The sequence below is a fragment of the Pseudomonas sp. p1(2021b) genome (assembly GCF_020151015.1).
In the GTDB taxonomy this organism is placed as follows: Bacteria; Pseudomonadota; Gammaproteobacteria; order Pseudomonadales; family Pseudomonadaceae; genus Aquipseudomonas; species Aquipseudomonas putida_K.
Genome location: NZ_CP083746.1, coordinates 4,432,501 through 4,453,460, shown reverse-complemented (window position 1 = coordinate 4,453,460; position 20,960 = coordinate 4,432,501). Strand labels below are relative to the sequence as shown.

At 64.9% G+C, this 20,960-nt stretch carries 18 protein-coding genes and 1 pseudogene; 6 read left to right on the top strand and 13 right to left on the bottom strand.

The window, feature by feature from the left end; translation table 11 throughout:
* Positions 1-2: 2 nt before the first annotated feature.
* On the bottom strand, positions 3-1,355 hold the full coding sequence (locus tag K8374_RS20735) for a 3-oxoacyl-ACP reductase (protein ID WP_224457008.1): 1,353 nt from the start codon (positions 1,353-1,355) through the stop codon (positions 3-5).
* Positions 1,356-1,465: 110 nt separating this feature from the next.
* Here K8374_RS20735 and K8374_RS20730 point away from each other — a divergent pair, with 110 nt between their 5' ends.
* Positions 1,466-2,743 carry an acetyl-CoA C-acetyltransferase gene (locus tag K8374_RS20730; RefSeq protein ID WP_224457007.1) on the top strand — a complete coding sequence of 426 codons (1,278 nt, stop codon included), beginning with the start codon at positions 1,466-1,468 and terminating at the stop codon, positions 2,741-2,743.
* Between the two features lie 138 nt (positions 2,744-2,881).
* On the opposite strand, the gene K8374_RS26605 is transcribed toward K8374_RS20730, so the two are convergent.
* The 5 genes and pseudogenes from K8374_RS26605 to K8374_RS20710 form a co-directional block, all read right to left on the bottom strand.
* The gene (locus K8374_RS26605; RefSeq protein WP_411969663.1) at positions 2,882-3,586 is read right to left on the bottom strand and encodes a methyl-accepting chemotaxis protein; all 705 of its coding nucleotides are present in this window, start codon (positions 3,584-3,586) and stop codon (positions 2,882-2,884) included.
* A gap of 201 nt (positions 3,587-3,787) precedes the next feature.
* Positions 3,788-4,669 (bottom strand): annotated as a pseudogene (locus tag K8374_RS26600) (cache domain-containing protein); the annotation flags it as partial.
* A gap of 397 nt (positions 4,670-5,066) precedes the next feature.
* On the bottom strand, positions 5,067-5,471 hold the full coding sequence (gene cueR / locus K8374_RS20720; protein ID WP_084858718.1) for a Cu(I)-responsive transcriptional regulator: 405 nt from the start codon (positions 5,469-5,471) through the stop codon (positions 5,067-5,069).
* Positions 5,468-7,867, bottom strand: a complete 2,400-nt coding sequence (locus tag K8374_RS20715; RefSeq protein WP_224457005.1) for a heavy metal translocating P-type ATPase — start codon at positions 7,865-7,867, stop codon at positions 5,468-5,470. Before K8374_RS20715 ends, cueR begins: the two co-directional genes overlap by 4 nt.
* Positions 7,868-7,920: 53 nt before the next feature.
* Positions 7,921-8,307, bottom strand: a complete 387-nt coding sequence (locus K8374_RS20710; RefSeq protein ID WP_224457004.1) for a hypothetical protein — start codon at positions 8,305-8,307, stop codon at positions 7,921-7,923.
* A 150-nt stretch (positions 8,308-8,457) separates the two neighbouring features.
* On the opposite strand from K8374_RS20710, the gene K8374_RS20705 reads away from it, so the two are divergent.
* Entirely contained in the window at positions 8,458-8,655 is a 198-nt protein-coding gene (locus tag K8374_RS20705) for a heavy-metal-associated domain-containing protein (RefSeq protein ID WP_224457003.1), read from the top strand.
* Between the two features lie 129 nt (positions 8,656-8,784).
* Positions 8,785-9,966 carry a multidrug effflux MFS transporter gene (locus tag K8374_RS20700; protein WP_224457002.1) on the top strand — a complete coding sequence of 394 codons (1,182 nt, stop codon included), beginning with the start codon at positions 8,785-8,787 and terminating at the stop codon, positions 9,964-9,966.
* Here K8374_RS20700 and K8374_RS20695 read toward each other — a convergent pair.
* Positions 9,917-10,114 (bottom strand): hypothetical protein, encoded by a 198-nt coding sequence (locus tag K8374_RS20695; RefSeq protein WP_084858713.1) that lies wholly within the window; start codon positions 10,112-10,114, stop codon positions 9,917-9,919. The genes K8374_RS20700 and K8374_RS20695 overlap by 50 nt on opposite strands.
* Positions 10,115-10,691: 577 nt before the next feature.
* Between K8374_RS20695 and K8374_RS20690 the strand changes: the two genes are divergently transcribed.
* On the top strand, positions 10,692-11,405 hold the full coding sequence (locus tag K8374_RS20690) for an ArsR/SmtB family transcription factor (RefSeq protein ID WP_224457001.1): 714 nt from the start codon (positions 10,692-10,694) through the stop codon (positions 11,403-11,405).
* Positions 11,406-11,430: 25 nt separating this feature from the next.
* Here the strand turns inward: K8374_RS20690 and K8374_RS20685 are convergent, their stop codons facing one another.
* From K8374_RS20685 to K8374_RS20660, 6 genes are all read right to left on the bottom strand, one after another.
* Positions 11,431-12,381: an adenosine deaminase gene (locus K8374_RS20685; RefSeq protein ID WP_224457000.1), complete on the bottom strand. Its 951-nt coding sequence runs from the start codon at positions 12,379-12,381 to the stop codon at positions 11,431-11,433.
* A gap of 95 nt (positions 12,382-12,476) precedes the next feature.
* Positions 12,477-13,832 carry an 8-oxoguanine deaminase gene (locus K8374_RS20680; protein ID WP_224456999.1) on the bottom strand — a complete coding sequence of 452 codons (1,356 nt, stop codon included), beginning with the start codon at positions 13,830-13,832 and terminating at the stop codon, positions 12,477-12,479.
* A 119-nt stretch (positions 13,833-13,951) separates the two neighbouring features.
* Positions 13,952-14,638: an SDR family oxidoreductase gene (locus K8374_RS20675; RefSeq protein ID WP_224456998.1), complete on the bottom strand. Its 687-nt coding sequence runs from the start codon at positions 14,636-14,638 to the stop codon at positions 13,952-13,954.
* A 383-nt stretch (positions 14,639-15,021) separates the two neighbouring features.
* A complete protein-coding gene (locus K8374_RS20670) occupies positions 15,022-15,612 on the bottom strand; it encodes an IMPACT family protein (protein ID WP_224456997.1) in 591 nt (196 codons plus the stop codon).
* Between the two features lie 9 nt (positions 15,613-15,621).
* Positions 15,622-16,284, bottom strand: coding sequence for a TetR/AcrR family transcriptional regulator (locus K8374_RS20665; RefSeq protein WP_084858707.1), 663 nt, complete (start codon positions 16,282-16,284; stop codon positions 15,622-15,624).
* A 90-nt stretch (positions 16,285-16,374) separates the two neighbouring features.
* Positions 16,375-17,292: a LysR family transcriptional regulator gene (locus tag K8374_RS20660; RefSeq protein WP_224459375.1), complete on the bottom strand. Its 918-nt coding sequence runs from the start codon at positions 17,290-17,292 to the stop codon at positions 16,375-16,377.
* Between the two features lie 263 nt (positions 17,293-17,555).
* Between K8374_RS20660 and K8374_RS20655 the strand changes: the two genes are divergently transcribed.
* A complete protein-coding gene (locus K8374_RS20655; protein ID WP_224456996.1) occupies positions 17,556-18,902 on the top strand; it encodes an aspartate aminotransferase family protein in 1,347 nt (448 codons plus the stop codon).
* A gap of 69 nt (positions 18,903-18,971) precedes the next feature.
* Complete coding sequence (locus K8374_RS20650) at positions 18,972-20,465, top strand: CoA-acylating methylmalonate-semialdehyde dehydrogenase (protein ID WP_224456995.1); 1,494 nt, start codon at positions 18,972-18,974, stop codon at positions 20,463-20,465.
* Positions 20,466-20,960: the final 495 nt, after the last annotated feature.

Here is a 20,960-nt window from a genome sequence, read left to right as displayed (position 1 = left end):
CGTCATGCTCCCATCAGTGCCTGGCCACAGACCCGCAGGACCTGGCCGTTGACCGCACCGCTGCCGGGCTGGCTGAGCCAGGCCACGGCCTCGGCGACATCCTGCGGCATACCGCCCTGGCCCAGGGAGCTCAGACGCCTCCCGGCTTCGCGCAGGCCCATGGGCATGGCGGCGGTCATGTGTGTCTCGATGAAGCCAGGCGCCACGGCGTTGATGGTGCCGCCGTGCTCGGCCAGCTTCGGCGCCCAGGCCTGGGCCAGGCCGATCAAGCCGGCCTTGCTGGCAGCGTAGTTGGCCTGGCCGCGGTTGCCGGCGATGCCGCTGACCGAGGCGAGCAGGGTGATGCGGGCGGCGTCGTGCAGCTTGCCGGCGTCGAGCAGGGCCTGGGTCAGGACCTGGGGGGCCTTGAGGTTGACGGCCATGACGGCGTCCCAGTAGTCGGGCGTCATGTTGGGCAAGGTCTTGTCGCGGGTGATGCCGGCGTTGTGTACCACGATGTCGATGCCGTCGGGCAAGGCCTCGAGCAGCTGCGCCGGGGCGTCGGCTGCGCAGATGTCCAGGGCCAGGGCGCGGCCACCGAGGCGGGCGGCGAGGGCATCGAGGTCGTTCTGCGCCGCCGGTACGTCCAGCAGGGTCACCTCGGCACCATCGCGGGCCAGGGTTTCGGCAATGGCCGCACCGATGCCGCGGGCAGCGCCGGTGACCAACGCCCGGCACCCGCCCAGCGGGCGGGTCCAGTCTTGCACCTGGGCAGCGCAGGGTGCCAGGTGCAGCACCTGGCCGGAAATGAATGCGCTGCGGGGTGACAGGAAGAAGCGCAAGGCGCCTTCAAGCTGGTTTTCGGCACCTTCGTCGACATACAGCAGCTGCACCGTGGCCCCGTTGCGCAGCTCCTTGCCCAGCGAGCGGCTGAAGCCCTCCAGGGCACGCTGGGCCACGCTGGCCAAAGGATCGTCGAGGCTTGCCGGGGCACGGCCGAGGATGACGACATGGGCACACGGCGCCAGGCTGCGCAACAACGGCTGGAAGAATTCACGCAACTGGCGCAGCGCGTCGATGTCGGACAGGTGACTGGCGTCGAACACCACAGCTTTCACCTTCGGGCCCAGGCCTGCGACCCAGGGTTGGGCCTGCAGGCCATCGCCATTGAAGCTGTAGAGGGTGTCGGTCAGGCACGGGGCGATGGCCTCGACCTTGGCCGCCAATGGCCCGCCGCCCAGCACCAGGGCGCCCTCCACCGGCCGCAGGCGGCCTGCCTGCCAGCGCTCCAGCGGCACCGGGCGCGGCAGGCCCAGGGCATCGACGAGGCGCCGGCCCAGGTTGGAGTTGGCAAAGCCGAGATAGCGATCGCTCATGTGCGGGTCTCCCTGAAGGCAAGCATGCAGTGTGGACCAACTTTATGTCAGGGTCGTTCGAACGCGGTACTAGGCTGTACGGATCAAATTGTTTCAGGAGGAACATGGGCATGGCTTCACCTCGGCGGGTCGCGATCCTGGGCGGTAACCGGATCCCTTTCGCACGCTCCAACGGCGCCTACGCCAACGCCAGCAACCAGGCGATGCTCACCGCCGCGCTCGAGGGCCTCATCGAGCGCTATCGCCTGCATGGCTTGCGCCTGGGCGAGGTGGCCGCCGGCGCGGTGCTCAAGCATGCCCGGGACATGAACCTGACCCGCGAGTGCGTGCTGGGCTCGCGGCTGTCGGCGCAAACCCCGGCCTATGACGTCCAACAGGCCTGCGGCACGGGCCTGGAGGCGGCGTTGCTGGTGGCCAACAAGATCGCCCTTGGGCAAATCGACTCCGGCATCGCCGGGGGCGTGGACACCACGTCCGACGCGCCGATCGCCATCAATGAAGGGCTGCGGCGCATCCTGCTGCGGGCCAACCGTGGCAAGCAGCTGATGCAGCGGCTGCAACCGTTCCTCAAGCTACGCCTGAAGCACTTGAAGCCCGAGCTGCCGCGCAACGAGGAACCGCGCACGGGGCTGTCCATGGGCGAGCATTGCGAGCGCATGGCCCAGGCCTGGCAGATCGAGCGCCTCGAGCAGGACGAACTGGCCCTGCTGAGCCACCAGCACCTGCTGGCATCGTTCAATGAAGGCTGGCATGACGACCTGCTCACCCCCTACCTGGGGTTGACCCGGGACAACAACCTGCGCCCCGACCTGACCCTGGAGCAGTTGGCCAGGCTCAAGCCGGTATTCGACCGTAGCGGCCTGGGGACCCTGACGCCGGGCAATTCCACGCCACTGACCGATGGCGCCTCGCTGGTGCTGCTCGGCAGCGAGCAGTGGGCCCAGGACCATGGGTTGCCTGTATTGGCCTACCTGGTCGATGGCGAAACCGCCGCGGTGGATTTCGTCACCGGGCAGGAGGGGTTGCTGATGGCCCCGGTGTACGCCGTGCCACGCCTGTTGGCACGCAACGGCCTGAGCCTGCAGGACTTCGACTACTACGAAATCCACGAAGCCTTTGCCGCCCAGGTGCTGTGCACGCTCAAGGCCTGGGAAGACGTGGCCTATTGCCGTGACCGCCTGGGGCTCGATGGGGCGCTGGGCAGCATCGACCGCAGCAGGCTCAATGTGAAAGGCAGCTCGTTGGCCGCGGGGCATCCGTTCGCGGCGACCGGCGGGCGGATCCTGGCCAACATGGCCAAGTTGCTGGCCACGGCGGGCAAGGGGCGGGGACTGATCTCGATCTGCGCGGCGGGAGGGCAGGGGGTTACGGTCATTGTCGAGCGCTAGGGGTTGGCTTTATCCGCCGGCCTGTGGGAGCGGGCTTGTCCCGCGATCAAGGGCGTAGCCCTTGCCTGTAGCCGCGATGGTGGTTTGGTGCCATCGCGGGACAAGCCCGCTCCTACAGGAAGGTGATATCGGATGGGATCAGGTGCGGAACCTGCGCACCAGGGCATCGAGTTCGTTGGACAGCCCCGCCAGGCTCTCGGAGTCCTGGCGCGCGGCCTGGGCCAGTTCGGCCACCAGCTGTGCGTCGCCGTGGATCTGGCTGATATGCCGGTTGATGTCCTCGGCCACCTGGTGCTGTTGCTCGGCGGCAGTGGCGATCTGGGTGTTCATGTCGCGGATGATGTCCACCGACTCGCGAATCTGCCCGAAGCTGTCACGGGCCAACCCGATGCGGCTGACCGACTGTTGCGAGACCTCCAGGCTGGCATGCATCTGCTCGGCGACCTGGGCAGTGCGTGAGGCCAGGTTGCCCAGCAGGCCGTCGATCTCGGCCGTGGAGTCGGCGGTGCGCTTGGCCAGGGCACGCACTTCGTCGGCCACCACCGCGAACCCGCGGCCTTGCTCTCCGGCGCGGGCCGCCTCGATGGCGGCGTTGAGGGCCAGCAGGTTGGTCTGCTCGGCGATCGAGCGGATGGTGCCCAGGATCGATTGGATAGCGTTGCTGTCGCGCTCGAGTTGCTGGATCGACAGGGCCGACTGCTCGATTTCCTGGCTCAGGCGGTCGACGCTCTGCACCGCCGCGTCGATCTGCTGTTGGCCTTCGCGGGCCTGCTGCTGGCCGCTGTCGGCTGAGTCGGCCGCCTGGCTGCACGAGCGGGCGACTTCGTTGGCGGTGGCGACCATTTCGTGGAAGGCGGTGGAAACCATGTCCACCGCCTCGCGCTGGCGCCCGGCGGCTTCGGCCATGTCGCCGGAAACGCGGGTCGAGCTGCTGGAGGTATGCAGGATCTGCCCGGCGGCCGTGCCGATGTGCTGGATCAGGCTGCGAATGGCACCGAGGAACTGATTGAACCAGCTGGCCAGTTGGGCGGTTTCGTCACGGCCGCGGATCTCCAGGCTGCGGGTCAGGTCGCCCTCGCCCTGGGCGATGTCCTCCAGGCCGCTGGTGACGCTGTTGATCGGGCGTACGATCAGCTTGGCGAAGGCGGTGCCCACCGCCGCGAAGAGCACGGCCAGGACCAGGGCGATGGTGCCGATCAGCCAGCTCAGGTGGGTGGTGGTCTGCATCACTTCGTCATGGCGGATCAGGCCGATGAAGGTCCAGCCCAGTTGCTCGTCCGGGTAGATATTGGCCATGTAGTGTTCGCCACCCAGCTCCACTTCCACCAGGCCCTTGCCGGCCTTGGCCAGGGTGGCATAGCCGTCGCCGAAGCTGGCCAGGGGCTTGAAGTTGTGGCTGGCGTCGCGGGGGTCGACCATCACGTTGCCGTTGTTTTCCACCAGCATCAGGTAGCCGCTTTCGCCAAGCTTGATCTTCTTGACGATTTCGGTGAGGCCGTTGAGGGAAACATCGATGCTGACCACGCCACCGGGGTTGCCGAGCTGGTTGGCGATGGCGCGGACCGTGCCGACCAACACCATGTCGTCCGCCGCCCAGTAATAGGCGCTGGTGCGCACGGTCTTGCCCGGGTTGGCCAGGGCCAGCTGGTACCAGGGGCGTTGACGAGGGTCGTAGTTGGCGAACTTCTGCCCGGCGGGCCAACCGACATAGCCACCGTCGCTGACGCCGTAGGAGACGTAGGCATAGTTGGGGTGTGCCTCGGCCAGCCGTGCGAAGAAGTCGAAGATTTGTTGGTCCTGTTCACCCAGGGTGCTGCTCGGGGTGGCGTCCATGTACTTGTTGAGCGTGCTGCCTGCGGCGGCCAGCAGCGGTTGGGCGGCCAGGTAGTCCAGGTTCTGGTCGATGCCCTGGAAGAAGATGTTCATCGCGTTGGCGACCTGGCGGATTTCCCGGCTGCTGTTGTCGAGGAAGTCTTCGCGGGCTTCGCCGCGCAAGTTGAGGACCACCAAGGTGGCCACGAGGACGATGGGCAGGCCGGCGATGACGGCGAAGGCCCAGGTCAGTTTCTGCTTGATGTTCATCCACGCTCCCGGTCTTGTTCTTGTTCGTTGCTAGAGGCAGGTGATAGGTAGATCGGCAGCGGTTGGTTTTTTTATAGGCCGGGGCCCCCGTATTTGTGGCGTGAAGTCGTGTTTGGAGGGGGCTGGTCGTGTTTGGTGATGCCAGCCATCTGTTCTGTCGCCTGTGCGGACCCTTTCACCGGCAAGCCGACGATAGGGCCCGTGCAGCCAACTCAAGGCAGAGGCACAGGTTCGCAATTGCTCAATGGCAACACCCCTTGCCATTGGCCAGGTCCTTGAGGATCGGGCAGTCCGGCCGATCGTCGCCTTGGCAGTGGGCGACCAGTTCGCCCAGGGTGTCGCGCAGGCTGACCAGTTCCTCGATCCGCCGGTTCAGCTCGTCGATGTGCTGCATGGCCAGCGCCTTCACGTCGGCGCTGGCACGCTGGCGGTCCTGCCAGAGGGTCAGCAGCCGGGCCACTTCCTCGAGGGAGAAGCCCAGGTCGCGCGAGCGCTTGATGAACGCCAGGGTATGCAGGTCGTCCGCTTGGTACAGGCGGTAGCCGCTGTCGCTGCGCAGAGCCGGCTTGAGCAGGCCGATGGACTCGTAGTAGCGGATCATCTTGGTGCTGAGCCCGCTGCGGCGGGCGGCCTGGCCGATGTTCATGGATGCTCCTGCCGGTTGTCGGTGGGTTTCCAGGTTTTCAACCACAGGGCATTGCTCACCACGCTGACACTGGACAGGGCCATGGCGGCGCCGGCCAGCACGGGGTTGAGCAGGCCGAAGGCGGCCAGAGGGATGCCTATCAGGTTGTAGATGAAGGCCCAGAACAGGTTCTGGCGGATCTTGGCGTAGGTCTTGCGGCTGATCTCCAGCGCCGCAGGTACCAGACGCGGGTCGCCACGCATCAGCGTGATACCGGCGGCCTGCATGGCCACATCGGTGCCCGAGCCCATGGCGATGCCGATATCGGCGGCCGCCAGCGCCGGAGCGTCGTTGATACCGTCGCCGACCATGGCCACCACGCCGTCGCGCTTGAGCGCGGCCACTGTGGCGGCCTTGTCGGCGGGGAGCACTTCGGCATGCACATCATCGATGCCCAGGGCCTGGGCCACGACCTGGGCGCTGCCGCGATTGTCGCCAGTCAGCAGGTGGCTGCTGATGTGCTGTGCATGCAGCGCGGCAATGGCGTGGTCGGCACCGGGTTTGAGGCTGTCGCCGAACGCGAACAGGCCCAGCACACGCTGTTGCGGTGCGCGCTCGATCAGCCACGACAAGGTGCGGCCTTCGGCTTCCCAGGTTTGTGCCCAGCGGGCCAGCTCGCCCGGTTGCAGGCCGCTCTCGTCGAGCAGGCGACGGTTGCCCAAGGCCAGCTCGCGGCCCTCGACCTGCCCGGCGATGCCACGGCCGGTGAGGGACTGGCTGTCGGCAACCTGCGGCACCAGCAGGCCTTGCTCTGCGCAAGCATCGAGCACGGCCTTGGCCAAGGGGTGTTCGCTGCCGCGCTGCAAGGCTCCGGCGAGGCGATGCAGGTCGCCCGTGTTTCCGTCCACTGCCTGGCTGTGCACGACCCGCGGGCTGCCGGAGGTGAGGGTGCCGGTCTTGTCGAAGACCACCCGGTTGACGGCATGGGCACGCTCCAGCGCTTCGGCGTCCTTGATCAGGATGCCGTGGCGGGCAGCGACCCCGGTACCGGCCATGATCGCTGCCGGGGTCGCCAGGCCGAGTGCGCAAGGGCAGGCGATCACCAGCACGGCGACGGCATTGATCAACGCGGTTTCAAGCGGTGCTCCGGCCAGCCACCAGCCGCACAGCGTGGCCAAGGCCAGTACCAAGACCGCCGGGACGAACACCTGGCTGACCCGGTCCGCCAGTTTCTGGATGGGCGCCTTGGCCGCCTGGGCGTCCTCGACCAGGCGGATGATACGGGCCAGTACGGTCTCGGTGCCCAGGGCCTGGGTGCGCACCAGCAGGCGACCTTCGCCATTGATGGCGCCGCCGGTGACCGAATCGCCAGGCTGCTTGGGCACAGGCAGGCTTTCTCCGCTGATCAGTGCCTCGTCGGCATGGCTGCTGCCCTCGAGCACTTCACCGTCGACCGGGAAGCGTTCGCCGGGTTTGACCAGCACCAGGTCGCCCAGGCGCAGCTGGCTGATGGCTACGTCTTCCTCGCGGCCATCGACCATGCGCAGGGCGCGCTCGGGGCGCAGTGCCTCGAGGGCGCGGATGGCGCTGGCGGTCTGGCGCTTGGCTCGGCTTTCCAGGTACTTGCCCAGCAGCACCAGGGCGATGACCACGGCGGAGGCCTCGAAGTACAGGTGCGGCGCCATGCCCGCCGATGCCCGGGCCCATTCATACAGGCTCAGGCCGTAGCCGGCGCTGGTGCCCAACGCGACCAGCAGATCCATGTTGCCGGTGCCTGCGCGCACGGCTTTCCAGGCGGCGACATAGAAGCGTGCACCGAGGATGAACTGCACCGGTGTGGCCAGCAGGAACTGCACCCAGGCCGGCAGCATCCAGTGCAAGCCGAACGGCTGGACAATCATCGGCAACACCAGCGGCAAGGCCAGCAGCAGCGCCACGCCTACCGCCAGGCGCTCGTTGCGCAGGCGACGCTGGGCCTCGGCCTGGTCGTCGCGGGCGGCCTTGGGCAGGCTGGCGCTGTAGCCGGCTTTTTCCACCGCCGCGATCAGCTGGTTGTCGTCCAGGGCCTTCAGCACTTCGAGGTGGGCACGTTCGCTGGCCAGGTTGACGCTGACCTGCTCGACCCCCGGCAGCTTGCCTAGGGCGCGTTCGACGCGGCCCACGCAGCTGGCGCAGGTCATGCCGCCGATCTGCAGCTCGACAGTGCGGGTGGGGACGCCGTAACCGGCCCCGCGGACGGCATCGACCAGGGCGGGCAGGCTGCCGGCCGGGGCCTGGACCCGGGCCTGTTCAGTGGCGAGGTTGACGCTGACCTGTTCAGCGCCGGTGACCTTGCGCAGGGCGCGCTCGACCCGCCCAGCACAGCTGGCGCAGGTCATGCCGGAGATCGGCAGGTCGAACGTGGTAGGTGCGGACATGGGCTCTCCTCCTTGGACAGGCCTTCAGCATCAACCTTGCCACGTGGGTAAGGTCAATAGCCGAGGCCGGCGCGCTTGAGCTGGAGGCCAGCAGGGCCCATGGCGATGCGGTACTTGCTGATTTGCCCGGCTTGCAGGGTCAGGCGGGTGCTGCGTTGGTCCTCGATGCCCGGCGCGCAGCCGGGCATCTGGCCGGGCAGCAAGCGCAGGCGTACGTCCACCGGCCCGGGTGGCAGGTTGAATGAGGTCGTTTGCTCCTGGAACAGGCGACCGGAAAGCTGGTCGTTGAGGTAGATACCGATTTCGCAGCTGGTGGCGACTTCCAGGCGTTCCCGGGAAATGATCAGCACGCTGTAGTCCGAGTTGCCCTCGGCGTTGGCCGGTGGTACCGCGGCCAGCGCGCCCAGCAGCCCAACCAGGCCCAATGCTGCCCTGAACATGAAGAATCTCCTTGCTTGCCAGATCGTCAAAGGCGCAGCTTGGCCGAGCGGCGCACAGATTTCCACCCCGGCCGATTCCGCCAATACTTGACCTTGCCATGATGGCAAGCTTGAAACTGCAGGCAATCCCCCTGAATGGAGAAAGACCCGATGCATGTATTCAACGTTCAAGGCATGACCTGCGGCCACTGCGTCAAGGCAGTGACCCGCGCGGTGCAGGAGCAGGACGGCGCTGCCCAGGTGGATGTCGACCTGGCCGCCAAGCAGGTAAGGGTGCACAGCCGCCTGGCGGCCGAGCAGATCCTGACTGCTATTCGTGACGAGGGCTACCAGGCCGAGGTGGCCTGACGGGGCGGGCTGGCGTTGCTCCAAGGGCAGCGTCAGCGCTTGGGCGGGTAATCGTTACAAAGGTTTTCATCCTGACGCGGTCCGGTGCAGGTAGACTTACCTACTTGCTTAGCCTGCTATGGATTCCCGATGAACCTGCGAATTGTGTTGATCCTGGGCGCCCTCAGTGCGTTCGGGCCCTTGGCGATCGACTTCTACCTGCCTGCCTTCCCTGCCATGGCGCACGCCTTCGCCACGGACGAAAAACACGTCCAGACCACCCTGGCCGCCTATTTCCTCGGCCTGTCCCTGGGCCAACTGGCCTATGGCCCGGTGGCCGATCGTTTCGGTCGGCGCAAGCCCCTGCTGTTCGGCATCACGCTTTTCACCCTGGCCTCGCTGGCCTGCGCCTATGCCCCCAATCTCGACACCCTGATCCTTGCGCGCTTCGTGCAGGCGTTAGGCGGCTGTGCCGGGATGGTCCTGTCGCGCGCGATCGTCAGCGACAAGTGCGATGCGGTGGCGTCGGCCAAGGTGTTCTCGCAGCTGATGCTGGTAATGGGGCTCGCGCCGATCCTGGCGCCGATGCTGGGTGGGGTGTTGGTCAACGTGGCGGGCTGGCAGTCGATCTTCCTGGCCCTGAGCCTGTTCAGTGCGGCCTGCCTGCTGGCCGTGAGCCTGGGGTTGCCCGAGAGCCTGCCGGCAGATATGCCGCGCCAACCGTTATCCGGTGCCCTGCGCCAGTACCTGCGCTTGCTGGGCGACCGGGTCTTCCTGGGCCATGCGTTGACCGGCGGCATCGCCATCGCGGGCATGTTCGCCTACATCGCCGGTTCGCCCTTCGTGTTCATCAAGCTGTATGGCGTGCCGGCCGAACACTATGGCTGGCTGTTCGGTAGCAACGCCGCCGGCTTCATTCTCATGGCCCAGGTCAATGCGCGCCTGCTGGCCAAGCGTGGACCGGCCTTCCTGCTGGCACGGGCGGTGTGGTTGTACCTGGCGGCAGCACTGGTGATGTTGGCCGTGGCGGCGCTACACCCCGCGCAGCTGTGGCCGCTGCTGCTGCCGCTGTTCGTGTGTATCGCAAGCCTGGGCTGCATCATCCCCAACGCGTCGGCTTGCGCCATGAGCGGCCAGGGCGCTCGTGCCGGGAGCGCCTCGGCATTGATGGGTTGCCTGCAGTTCAGTGTCGCGGCGGGCGCAGCGGCGCTGGTGGGCGTGCTGCACGACGGTAGTGCAGTGCCCATGGCCCTGGTGATCAGCCTGTGCGGTGCACTGGTGGTCAGTGTGGCAATGTTGACTCGGCGTTTGCAGGCCAGGCGCCCGGTGTAAGGGTGTGGGGCGCCTGCAGGCGGCTCTCCAGCGTGGCGACGAACAGCCGTGCCTCCGCTTCGCTGCGAAAACTCACCACATGCTGGTCGAGCCGGACCTGCCAGGGGCAGTTGGGATTGCGGTTCGACGTACTGACGACAATCTTCATCGCGGCATTCCTCCGGTGGGTGGGAGCCGCTGAAGTTTAGCGCTGCCCCCAACCTGCGCCATGTGCTGGCGCAGCTGTCCGGACTGACGGTCGTACCTTCTGTCTGCCTGAGTCGGCCTGTGGTCAAGCCATGGTGCACGAAGGCGAAACCTTCGCTTTGGGCTGCCGTATTTGAGGAAGTCCGGTGTCGGCATTGTTCTTGGACGTTTCGCTTGCCGGCGGGCGTCCAGGGGCCTCGCAGCCTCCTTGCGACGTGGCCCCTGGCGATATCGGCGGGGCGAACCCTGGGCTCACCGCCGAGGAAAGGGGTCATTCACCCCCGGCCTGTCGCGGCCTGTAAAGGCGCGCCAATGCGCAGGCACACGGCCTGGAGCGCCTTATACTGGCTGTCGCGGCCAATGCCAGCGAGAGATACTTCCCTGCCAGGGAATGGCACATGAGGGCTCCTTCGAGCGTGGCTGGAATGCCTCGCCTGTCGCGAACGCGAGCGCCCGAAATCCGCCTACGCCATTCCCGAGGGTGATACCCGCTGCGCCGTTTGGCCACGGAACCAGACGTGATCATCCAGGGAGTTGAAATGAAAGCAGTCAGCAGTATCGCCCAGATCGCCGGCCTGATGGCCGACCCCAAGCGCAGCGCCATGTTGTGGGCGTTGATCGATGGCATACCTCGCCCGGCCGATGAGCTGGCCGTGATGACCGGGCTGACCTCGTCGTCGGCTTGTGCCCATCTTTCATTGCTGTCTTCGGCCGGCTTGCTGAGGCTGGAGTCGCGTGGTCGAAAACGTTACTTCCGCCTGGCTACACCGGAAGTCGGAGCGGCGGTGGAGGCCTTGGCCAGTGTGCGGCTCGAGCGTCGAGGCCAGCGCAGCGGCCAAGCGACCCCACTGCAGGTGCCCTTGTCCATGCGCAGGGCTCGACGGTGTGGCGACCACCTCGGTGGGGAGCTGGCCGCCGAGCTTTACCACCGCCTGATCGTGGCCGGTTGGCTGGAGGGTAGCCAGGCGCAACTGCGGGTCACGGCCGAGGGGCGCTCGCAACTGGCTGCCATCGGCGTGTTCATCGAGGCGCTGGCCCCTGGGGACCGACACGGTTGCTCGATCTGCCATTGCAGCGAGTGGAGCGACCAGGGGCCGCACCTGGGGGGCAAACTGGGGAATGCACTGTTCAGGCTGTTCATGCAATCCGGTTGGTTGCGTGAACAGGACGCGTCCCGGGCCTTGCAGATTTCCTCGATGGGTATTCAGCAGATCAACCGCATCGCCCGCATGCCGGCCTTGCAGGTGGGCTAGGCCGGGCTGGCAAGGCGGGGCGCGATCAGCGCACCAGGCGGGCGTCCAGGCTGTTCTGTGCCAGGCGCCGGGCCTGGTCCTGGGTCATGCCGAGGTGGGTGTGCAGGGCATGGAAGTTCTCGGTGACATAGCCGCCGAAATAGGCCGGGTCGTCCGAATTGACGGTGACCTTCACGCCACGTTCGAGCATGTCGAGGATGTTGTGCTGGCCCATGTGCTCGAATACGCACAGCTTGGTGTTCGAGAGCGGGCAGACGGTCAACGGGATTTGCTCGTCGATGATGCGTTGCATCAGGCGTTCGTCTTCGATAGCGCGCACACCATGGTCGATACGCTGGATTTTCAGCAGGTCGATAGCCTCCCAGATGTATTCGGGCGGGCCTTCCTCGCCAGCGTGGGCCACCGTCAGGAAGCCTTCGCTGCGGGCTCGGTCGAAGACACGCTGGAATTTGCTGGGCGGGTGGCCTTTTTCGGAGCTGTCCAGGCCGACGGCGATGAAGGCATCACGGAAGGGCAGGGCCTGGTCGAGGGTCTTTTGCGCTTCTTCTTCGCTCAGGTGGCGCAGGAAGCTCAGGATCAGCCCACTGCTGATGCCCAGTTGCTCGCGCCCATCCTTGAGGGCCTGGCGGATGCCATCGAGCACCACTTCGAAGGGGATGCCCCGGTCGGTGTGGGTCTGTGGGTCGAAGAAGGGTTCGGTATGGATGACGTTCTGCGCTTTGCAGCGCTGCAGGTAGGCCCAGGTCAGGTCGTAGAAGTCCTGCTCGGTACGCAGGACATCGGCGCCCTGGTAGTAGAGGTCGAGAAATTCCTGCAGGTTGTTGAAGGCATAGGCACTGCGCAGGGTTTCAACGTCGGCCCAAGGCAGGGCGATCTTGTTGCGCTCGGCCAGGGCGAACAGTAGCTCAGGCTCCAGGGAGCCTTCCAGGTGCATGTGCAGTTCAGCCTTGGGCAAGGCGTTGAGCCAGTCATACATAGGTGCAATCTCGGTCAGGTACGGTTGCCGTCATTCTACAGGGGCTGGTCGGATGCAGGGGAGAAGGGCTGCCGGGCAGCCCCTTCCGGTTCAGGTCAACCCGCGATCAGCTGGGCTGCGGCCTGGCGGTGATCGGCGATCAGGCCTTGTACGTCCAGGCCTTCGATCTGCCCGTCGATGACACGCCACTGGCCACCGACCATGACCCGGTCGGCACGGTCGGCGCCGCACAGCAGCAAGGCCGAAAGTGGGTCATGGCTGCCGGAGAAACGCAGCTCGTCGAGCTTGAACAGGGCCAGGTCGGCCTGCTTGCCGACGGCCAGCTCGCCGATGTCGCTGCGCCCCAGCAGGCGTGCCGAACCACGGGTGGCCCAGCCCAGGGCGCGTTCAGGCGTGATCTGCTCGGCACCGTAGCGCAGGCGCTGCAGATACAGGGCCTGGCGAGCCTCGAGGATCATGTTCGACGCATCGTTGGAAGCCGAGCCGTCGACACCGAGGCCTACGGGCGCGCCTGCCGTTTCCAGTTCCACGGTCGGGCAGATGCCGGACGCCAGGCGCATGTTCGAGCTCGGGCAGTGGCAGATACCGGTACCGGCCTGGCCCAGGCGGGTGATTTCCTCAGGGTTGAAATGAATGCCATGGGCCAGCCAGGTGCGTGGGCCCAGCCAACCCACGCTGTCCAGGTAGTCCACCGTGCGCAGGCCGAAACGCTGCAGGCAGAAGTCCTCTTCGTCGAGGGTCTCAGCCAAGTGGGTATGCAAGCGTACGTCCAACTCCTCGGCCAGGGTGGCACTGGCGCGCATGATCTCGGGGGTGACCGAGAAGGGCGAGCAGGGCGCCAGGGCGATCTGGATGCGGGCGCCGTCGCCGCGTTCGTGGTAGCTGTGGATAAGTCGCTGGCTGTCGGCGAGGATGACCTCGCCCTCCTGCACCGTCTGCTGCGGCGGCAGGCCGCCATCGGCTTCGCCCAGGCTCATGGAGCCGCGGGTCAGCATGGCGCGCATGCCCAGCTTGCGCACGGCCTCGACCTGCACGTCGATGGCGTTGTCCAGGCCGGTCGGGAACAGGTAGTGGTGGTCGGCTGCGGTGGTGCAGCCCGACAGCAGCAGCTCCGCCAGGGCGACTTGGCTGGCCAGTTCCAGCTTGGCCGGGGTGAGCCGCGCCCAGACCGGGTAGAGCGTCTTGAGCCAGGGGAACAGCGGTTGGTTGACCACCGGCGCCCAGGCGCGGGTGAGGGTCTGGTAGAAATGGTGGTGGGTGTTGATCAGGCCGGGCAGTACCACGTGCTCGCGGGCATCGAAGACCTGGTCGCAAAGTGTGCTGGGGCTTTCGCCAAGGGCGAGCAGTTGGGTGATGCGGCCGTCTTCGATGACCAGGCCACCACGGGCGTCGGCACCGTTGGCGGTGAAGATGGCAAGGGGGGATTTCAACCAGATGCGGGTCGCAGGCATGGTGCCGGCTCCTCTGAAAGTGGGTTCAGGTTAGCCAGCTCAGTGTTGCCCTGTCTGCTGATCCAGGTCCGCCGCGGGGCGAGGTGTCCAGTCTACTGCCTCGCCAGGCGGCTTTCAATTCACCAGGTGAGCGGGTCGCCCCGGTAGTTGATGAAATGCAGGCCAGGCTTGCCGCTGTACGCCTTGACTTGCTCGAGCATGCCTTGGGTGCTGGTGAAGACATCGATATCGGCTTGGTCGCTGCCCATGTCGGTGCGCACCCAGCCGGGGTGCATGGCGATGACCGAAAGCCCGGGGTGTTCCAGTTCGGCCACGAAACTGTTGATCATCGAGTTCAGGGCCGCCTTGCTGGCCTTGTAGAAGCAGATGTGGTTGCTGGTAGGGTTGCCGACGCTGCCCAGCGCCGAACTCATGAATGCCAGCACGCCGGAACCTTCGCGTACTTGCCCGACCAGCCGACGCGCCACGCGAATCGGCGATACCGCATTGGTCATGAACAGTGCACCGATGTCCTGTTCGGTGGCGGTCTCCGGGTCGTGCGGCTCGCGGCCCATGATGCCGGCGTTGAGGAACAGCAGGTCGAATACTTCGCCTTGCAGGCGCTGTTGCAGGGCATCGAGCTGCCCCGCATCGTTCATTTCCAGGGTTTCCACACGTACGCCGGGGATCGCATGCAGCGCATCGGCCTTCTGGGCGTCGCGCACGGTGGCGACGATGGCCCAGCCGTCTTCGTGCAGGCGTTGCACGAGGCCCAGGCCCAACCCGCGGGAGGCACCGATGATCAGGGCGGTTTTAGCGTTGGGCATGACAGGCTCCTTGGACATCCGATATCAGGGGCAGCATACGCCAAGAGCGGGCCGGTTGCCTGGCCGAGGCCTGATCAAAAAATGACCATATTCCCCAAGCCCTTTGAATACGGGCGTTGCGCTCAAGGGTTCACGGGTTATCCACAGCGCACTCCACATTAACTGTGAGCAAGCGTCTATTGTGGACATCCATGCCGAAGTGCGAGTCAGGGCACCAGGAGTTGGGGATAACTTACTGTTATTCAGGTGCTTGCGACGTTGTCATGAAAATGTGATCAAAATATGATCAATGTCGTTCAGGCCTTGCAGCTCAAGGCCTGGAGGTGAATGCCCCAAGCTTATCCACAGGTGGACCCACAGTTGTTGTGAGCAATCTGGGGGCTTCAACCTTCGCAGGGCTCCAGGCGGATCCGGCCACGGCTGAGGTCTGCCAACTGTTGCTGCAGCGCTTCGAGATGGGCGTCGCCGAGGGCCACCTGCAAATCCACGCCATTGGCGGTGAACTGTTCGTCCAGTACCAGGCCGTCCACGTCCGCCAAGCGCAGCTTGAGCAGTGCCAGCTCGCTGAAGCTGCAACTGCAGCGGTATTCGCTGCGTTGCACCAGCACCCGTTTGGGCGCCTGTTGCAGGCACTTGTTGGCACCGCCGCCGTAGGCGCGAGCCAGGCCGCCGGTGCCCAGCTGGATGCCGCCATACCAGCGGATCACCAGGACCACCACCTGGTCGCAATCCTGAGCCTCGATGGCCGCCAGGATCGGCCGGCCAGCGGTACCGCCAGGTTCTCCGTCGTCGCTGCTGCGGTATTGGGCACCCAATTTCCAGGCCCAGCAGTTGTGGGTGGCGGCCAGGTCGCTGTGGCGTTCGATGAAGCTCATGGCCTCGGCTGGGCTACTGATCGGGCCGGCTAGGGTGATGAAACGGCTCTTGCGGATTTCCTCGCGGAATTCGCAGAGGTCGAGCAGGGTAGAAGGCATAGGTCCGGGTCAGGCTGTCGGGGTGATACCACAGCCTTTGAGAATGATGTGGATAAGGTTGTTGCTGGCGTCTTCCATATCTTGCTTGGTCAGGCGGCTACGGCCGGTAACCTGACAGATCTGGGTGGCGAAGTCGGCGTAGTGCTGGGTACTGCCCCAGAGCAGGAAGATCAGGTGCACCGGGTCGACCGGGTCCATCTTGCCAGCATCGATCCAGGCTTGGAATACCGCCGCCCGGCCACGGAACCAGTCGCGGTAGTCGGCACTGAAGTATTCGCTCAGGCACTGACCGCCGCTGATCACCTCCATGGCGAAGATCCTCGAGGCCTGTGGGTTGCGCCGGGAGAACTCCATCTTGGTGCGGATGTAGTGGCTCAGCGCCTGGGCCGGGTCGTCCTCGACGCTCAGGGCGTTGAAGGTACTGTCCCACAGCTCGATGATGTTGCTCAGCACGGCGATGTACAGGCCAAGCTTGTTGGTGAAGTAGTAATGCAGGTTGGCCTTGGGCAAGCCGGCCTTCAGGGCGATGGTGTTCATGCTGGTGCCCTTGAAGCCATGGCGGGCGAACTCGTCTTCGGCGGCCTGGATGATGGCCTGCTCGTTTTTCTGGCGAATACGGCCGGCAGGTTTGCCCGAGGTGGAAGGTAGGTGCGCAGGGACTTCGAGGGTCATGGACGGTTCCGTACGGTTCAGTGGCAACGGATGTCGGACAAGATTACCTTCCTGTGCCGAAGTGACAAGCATTGGCGGCACGCATAGGCATCAGCGTGTCGCAGCCAGGCTTTCGAGGAAGCTTTCCAGTACCAGGTTCGGTCGGCGCCCCTTGCGCGTCACCCAGCTCAGGCTCAGGTCGTAGAAGCGCTCGGCCGGCTTCAAGGCGCGCAGGCGGCCCTGTTGGACCCAGACGGACGCATAGTGGTCGGGCAGGTAGCCGATGTAGCGCCCGGTGAGGATGAGGAACGCCATGCCCTCGCGGTCCGAGGCGCTCGCTGTGCAATGCAGGGCCTGGTAGTGCGCCTGGATGTCGGCGGGCAGCCGGAAGGTCGGGGCGATCGCGTCCTGGCTGTTGAGGCGCTGGTCGTCGACCTGCTGGTCGTCGGCATAGAACAACGGGTGGCCGACGGCGCAATAGAGCAGCGAGCGTTCGCTGTACAGCGGCTGGTATTCCAGGCCAGAGAGCGGGCTCGTCTGGGGGACCACACCCACGTGCAGGCTGCCGTCCAGCACGCCTTGCTCGACCTGGCTGGGGGCGATCATGCGGATCTGGATGCGCACATCGGGGCCGCGGTCCTTGAGTTCGGCCAGGGCGTGGGTGATGCGCATGTGCGGCAGGGTGACCAGGTTGTCGGTCAGGCCGATGTTCAGCTCGCCGCGCAGGTGCTGGTGCAGCCCGTTGACCTCGGTGCGGAAGGTTTCCAGGGCGCTGAGCAGTTGCAGGGCCGAGTGGTAGACCTCACGCCCCTCCTCGGTCAACGAAAAACCGGCCCGGCCACGTTGGCACAGGCGCAGGCCCAGGCGCTGTTCCAAGTCGTTCATCTGCTGGCTGATGGCCGAGCGGCCGATACCGAGCACGTTTTCGGCGGCCGAGAAGCCTCCGCATTCCACCACGCTGCGGTAGATCTTCAGTAGGCGGATGTCGAAGTCGCTGACCTGGGCGAGGGGCTTTGGGCGTTTCACGATGGGCCTTCGTTGGAGTGGACAAGAGCGCAACCTTAAAGCCAAACCCTGTGGATAAAACAGTCGAGCCCATGCAATAGCGGGGTTGCGAGCGCGCATCCTGCGAGCAGCTCATTGATTGGCAAGGTGTTTCCCACAGGGTGGTCTAAAGTTTAGCCGGCTCATATCCAAAGATTAGAAGAGCAGAGTTTTTCTTACGTTATCCCCATGCCACCTTAGCTGCAACAACATCCATCGTTGCCTAATCGTCTTCCGAGGAACCGCCGATGAACATGCCCGAAACCGCCGCCGCCGGCATCGCTAGCCAGCTCAAGCTGGACGCCCACTGGATGCCCTACACCGCCAACCGCAATTTCCAACGCGACCCGCGCCTGATCGTGGCGGCCGAAGGCAGCTACCTGTACGACGACAAGGGCCGCAAGGTGTTCGACGCCTTGTCGGGCCTGTGGACCTGCGGCGCCGGGCATACTCGCAAGGAGATTTCCGAAGCGGTGGCGCGCCAGGTGGGCGTGCTGGACTATTCCCCGGCGTTCCAGTTCGGCCACCCGCTGGCCTTCCAACTGGCCGAGAAGATCACCGAGCTGACCCCGGGTGACCTGAACCATGTGTTCTTCACCAACTCTGGCTCCGAGTGCTGCGACACCGCGCTGAAGATGGTGCGTGCCTACTGGCGCCTGAAAGGCCAGGCGACCAAGACCAAGATCATCGGCCGCGCCCGTGGCTACCACGGGGTGAACATCGCCGGCACCAGCCTCGGCGGTGTCAACGGCAACCGCAAGCTGTTCGGCCAGTTGCTGGACGTCGACCACCTGCCTCACACCCTGCTGCCGGGCAACGCTTTCACCAAAGGGATGCCGGAAGAGGGCGGTATCGCCCTGGCCGATGAGATGCTCAAGTTGATCGAGCTGCATGACGCTTCTAACATCGCGGCCGTCATCGTCGAGCCACTGGCCGGCTCCGCGGGCGTGCTGCCGCCGCCCAAGGGCTACCTCAAGCGCCTGCGCGAGATCTGCACCCAGCACAACATCCTGCTGATCTTCGACGAAGTGATCACCGGTTTCGGCCGCATGGGCGCCATGACCGGCTCCGAAGCCTTCGGCGTGACCCCGGACCTGATGTGCATCGCCAAGCAGGTCACCAACGGCGCCATCCCCATGGGCGCGGTGATCGCTACCAGCGAGATCTACCAGACCTTCATGAACCAGCCGACGCCCGAATACGCCGTGGAATTCCCCCATGGCTATACCTATTCGGCCCACCCGGTGGCCTGCGCAGCCGGCATCGCCGCGCTGGACCTTCTGCAGAAAGAAAACCTGGTGCAGTCGGCCGCCGAGCTGGCGCCGCACTTCGAGCAGGTGCTGCACGGCATCAAGGGCACCAAGAACGTCATCGACATCCGCAACTATGGCCTGGCCGGTGCCATCCAGATCGCTGCGCGTGACGGCGATGCCATCGTGCGTCCCTACGAGGCGGCGATGAAGCTGTGGAAGGCAGGCTTCTATGTCCGCTTCGGTGGCGACACCTTGCAGTTCGGCCCAACCTTCAACACCCAGCCGCAGGAACTGGACCGCCTGTTCGATGCAGTGGGTGAAGCCCTGAACCAGATCGACTGATCTTTTCCGACTCTGACGACAGGCGCGTTCCTGCGCGCCTGCCTCTACCTTCTTTATCTGGAGTATTGCATGAGCATCGTTCAGCACCTGATCAACGGCGAGCTGGTTTCCAAGGGCGAGCGCACCGCCGATGTCTTCAACCCCTCCACAGGCGAGAGCACCCGCAAGGTCGAACTGGCCAGCCGTGCCACCGTCCAGGAAGCTATCGATTCGGCCAAGGCTGCATTCCCGGCCTGGCGCAACATGCCGCCGGCCAAGCGCGCCCAGGTGATGTTCCGCTTCAAGCAACTGCTGGAGCAGAATGAAGCACGTATCTCGCAACTGATCAGCGAAGAGCACGGCAAGACCCTGGAAGACGCTGCCGGTGAACTCAAGCGCGGCATCGAGAACGTCGAGTTCGCCTGCGCCGCCCCTGAGCTGCTCAAGGGTGAGTACAGCCGCAACGTTGGCCCGAACATCGATGCCTGGTCCGATTTCCAGCCGCTGGGCATCGTCGCCGGCATCACCCCGTTCAACTTCCCGGCCATGGTGCCGCTGTGGATGTACCCGCTGGCCATTGCCTGTGGTAACGCCTTCATCCTCAAGCCATCCGAGCGTGACCCGAGCTCGACCCTGTTCATCGCCCAGCTGCTGCATGAAGCCGGCCTGCCCAAAGGCATCCTCAATGTCGTGCATGGCGACAAGGAGGCGGTCGATGCGCTGATCGAGGCGCCAGAGGTCAAGGCCCTGAGCTTCGTGGGGTCGACCCCGATCGCCGAATACATCTATGCCGAAGGCACCAAGCGCGGCAAGCGTGTGCAGGCGCTGGGCGGCGCGAAGAACCATGCCGTGCTGATGCCCGATGCCGACCTGGACAATGCCGTCAGCGCGCTGATGGGAGCGGCCTACGGTTCTTGCGGCGAGCGCTGCATGGCTATTTCGGTCGCGGTGTGCGTGGGCGACCAGGTGGCCGATGCACTGATCGCCAAGCTGGAGCCGCAGATCAAGGCGCTGAAGATCGGTGCTGGCACCTCCTGCGGCCTGGACATGGGCCCGCTGGTGACTGCGGCTGCGCGTGACAAGGTGGTGGGCTATATCGATGACGGTGTGGCTGCCGGTGCCAAGTTGGTAGTCGACGGTCGTGGCCTGCGCGTGAGCGGTCATGAGGATGGCTACTTCGTTGGCGGCACCCTGTTCGACCACGTCACGCCGGAAATGCGCATCTATAAGGAAGAGATCTTCGGCCCGGTGCTGTGCGTGGTGCGTGTGAACAGCCTGGAAGATGCCATGCGCCTGATCAACGAGCATGAGTACGGCAACGGCACCTGCATCTTCACCCGTGACGGTGAGGCAGCGCGCCTGTTCTGCGATGAGATCGAGGTGGGCATGGTTGGGGTCAACGTCCCGCTGCCGGTGCCGGTGGCCTATCACAGCTTCGGTGGCTGGAAGCGTTCGTTGTTTGGCGACCTGCACGCCTATGGCCCGGACGGGGTACGGTTCTATACCCGCCGCAAGGCCATTACCCAGCGCTGGCCGCAGCGGGCGAGCCATGAGGCTTCGCAGTTTGCATTTCCTAGTCTTTAACTAGCGCTGATTGAGACGGGGAGGCCGTGAGGCCTCCCCGTTTTGTTTTTCGGCGATATTAAAGTTTTTTGAAAATAACGGTTGACGTGCCGTTTCAGAGGCCTATAATGCGCCCCACTTCCGACGCAGTCGAAACGCAAAACTCCTTGAGATTCAATGGGTTGAACGCTTCAGGTAGTATCGGAAGGCTTCGGTCTCACAGATCGGCAGCGGTGAAAAAGGCAGTTGACAGCAGGTTTTAACGCTGTATGATTCGCCTCCCGCTACGAGAGATCGCAGCGCGTTAAGCGGTTGAAGTTGAACGAAAAACTTCAAAATAAACGCTTGACAGACTCTGAGGAAAGCGTAGAATGCGCGGCCTCGGTTGAGCAAAGCGCTTAACCAAATCGCTCTTTAACAATCGAATCAAGCAATTCGTGTGGGTGCTTGTGAGTACGGTCTGATAGTCGCCAAGATTATCAGCATCACAAGTGGCCATGCGAGAAATCACATAGT

Coding starts and splice junctions, on each gene's coding strand:
- cueR (WP_084858718.1), bottom strand. CDS start 5,471: ATGAACATCGGCCAGGCCGCCCGCCGCAGCGGGCTCAGCACCAAGATG.
- K8374_RS20695 (WP_084858713.1), bottom strand. CDS start 10,114: ATGAAGATTGTCGTCAGTACGTCGAACCGCAATCCCAACTGCCCCTGG.
- K8374_RS20690 (WP_224457001.1), top strand. CDS start 10,692: ATGAAAGCAGTCAGCAGTATCGCCCAGATCGCCGGCCTGATGGCCGAC.
- K8374_RS20650 (WP_224456995.1), top strand. CDS start 18,972: ATGAGCATCGTTCAGCACCTGATCAACGGCGAGCTGGTTTCCAAGGGC.
- K8374_RS20700 (WP_224457002.1), top strand. CDS start 8,785: ATGAACCTGCGAATTGTGTTGATCCTGGGCGCCCTCAGTGCGTTCGGG.
- K8374_RS20665 (WP_084858707.1), bottom strand. CDS start 16,284: ATGACCCTCGAAGTCCCTGCGCACCTACCTTCCACCTCGGGCAAACCT.
- K8374_RS20715 (WP_224457005.1), bottom strand. CDS start 7,867: ATGTCCGCACCTACCACGTTCGACCTGCCGATCTCCGGCATGACCTGC.
- K8374_RS26605 (WP_411969663.1), bottom strand. CDS start 3,586: ATGGTCGCCACCGCCAACGAAGTCGCCCGCTCGTGCAGCCAGGCGGCC.
- K8374_RS20735 (WP_224457008.1), bottom strand. CDS start 1,355: ATGAGCGATCGCTATCTCGGCTTTGCCAACTCCAACCTGGGCCGGCGC.
- K8374_RS20680 (WP_224456999.1), bottom strand. CDS start 13,832: ATGCCTGCGACCCGCATCTGGTTGAAATCCCCCCTTGCCATCTTCACC.
- K8374_RS20655 (WP_224456996.1), top strand. CDS start 17,556: ATGAACATGCCCGAAACCGCCGCCGCCGGCATCGCTAGCCAGCTCAAG.
- K8374_RS20705 (WP_224457003.1), top strand. CDS start 8,458: ATGCATGTATTCAACGTTCAAGGCATGACCTGCGGCCACTGCGTCAAG.
- K8374_RS20710 (WP_224457004.1), bottom strand. CDS start 8,307: ATGTTCAGGGCAGCATTGGGCCTGGTTGGGCTGCTGGGCGCGCTGGCC.
- K8374_RS20685 (WP_224457000.1), bottom strand. CDS start 12,381: ATGTATGACTGGCTCAACGCCTTGCCCAAGGCTGAACTGCACATGCAC.
- K8374_RS20730 (WP_224457007.1), top strand. CDS start 1,466: ATGGCTTCACCTCGGCGGGTCGCGATCCTGGGCGGTAACCGGATCCCT.
- K8374_RS20670 (WP_224456997.1), bottom strand. CDS start 15,612: ATGCCTTCTACCCTGCTCGACCTCTGCGAATTCCGCGAGGAAATCCGC.
- K8374_RS20675 (WP_224456998.1), bottom strand. CDS start 14,638: ATGCCCAACGCTAAAACCGCCCTGATCATCGGTGCCTCCCGCGGGTTG.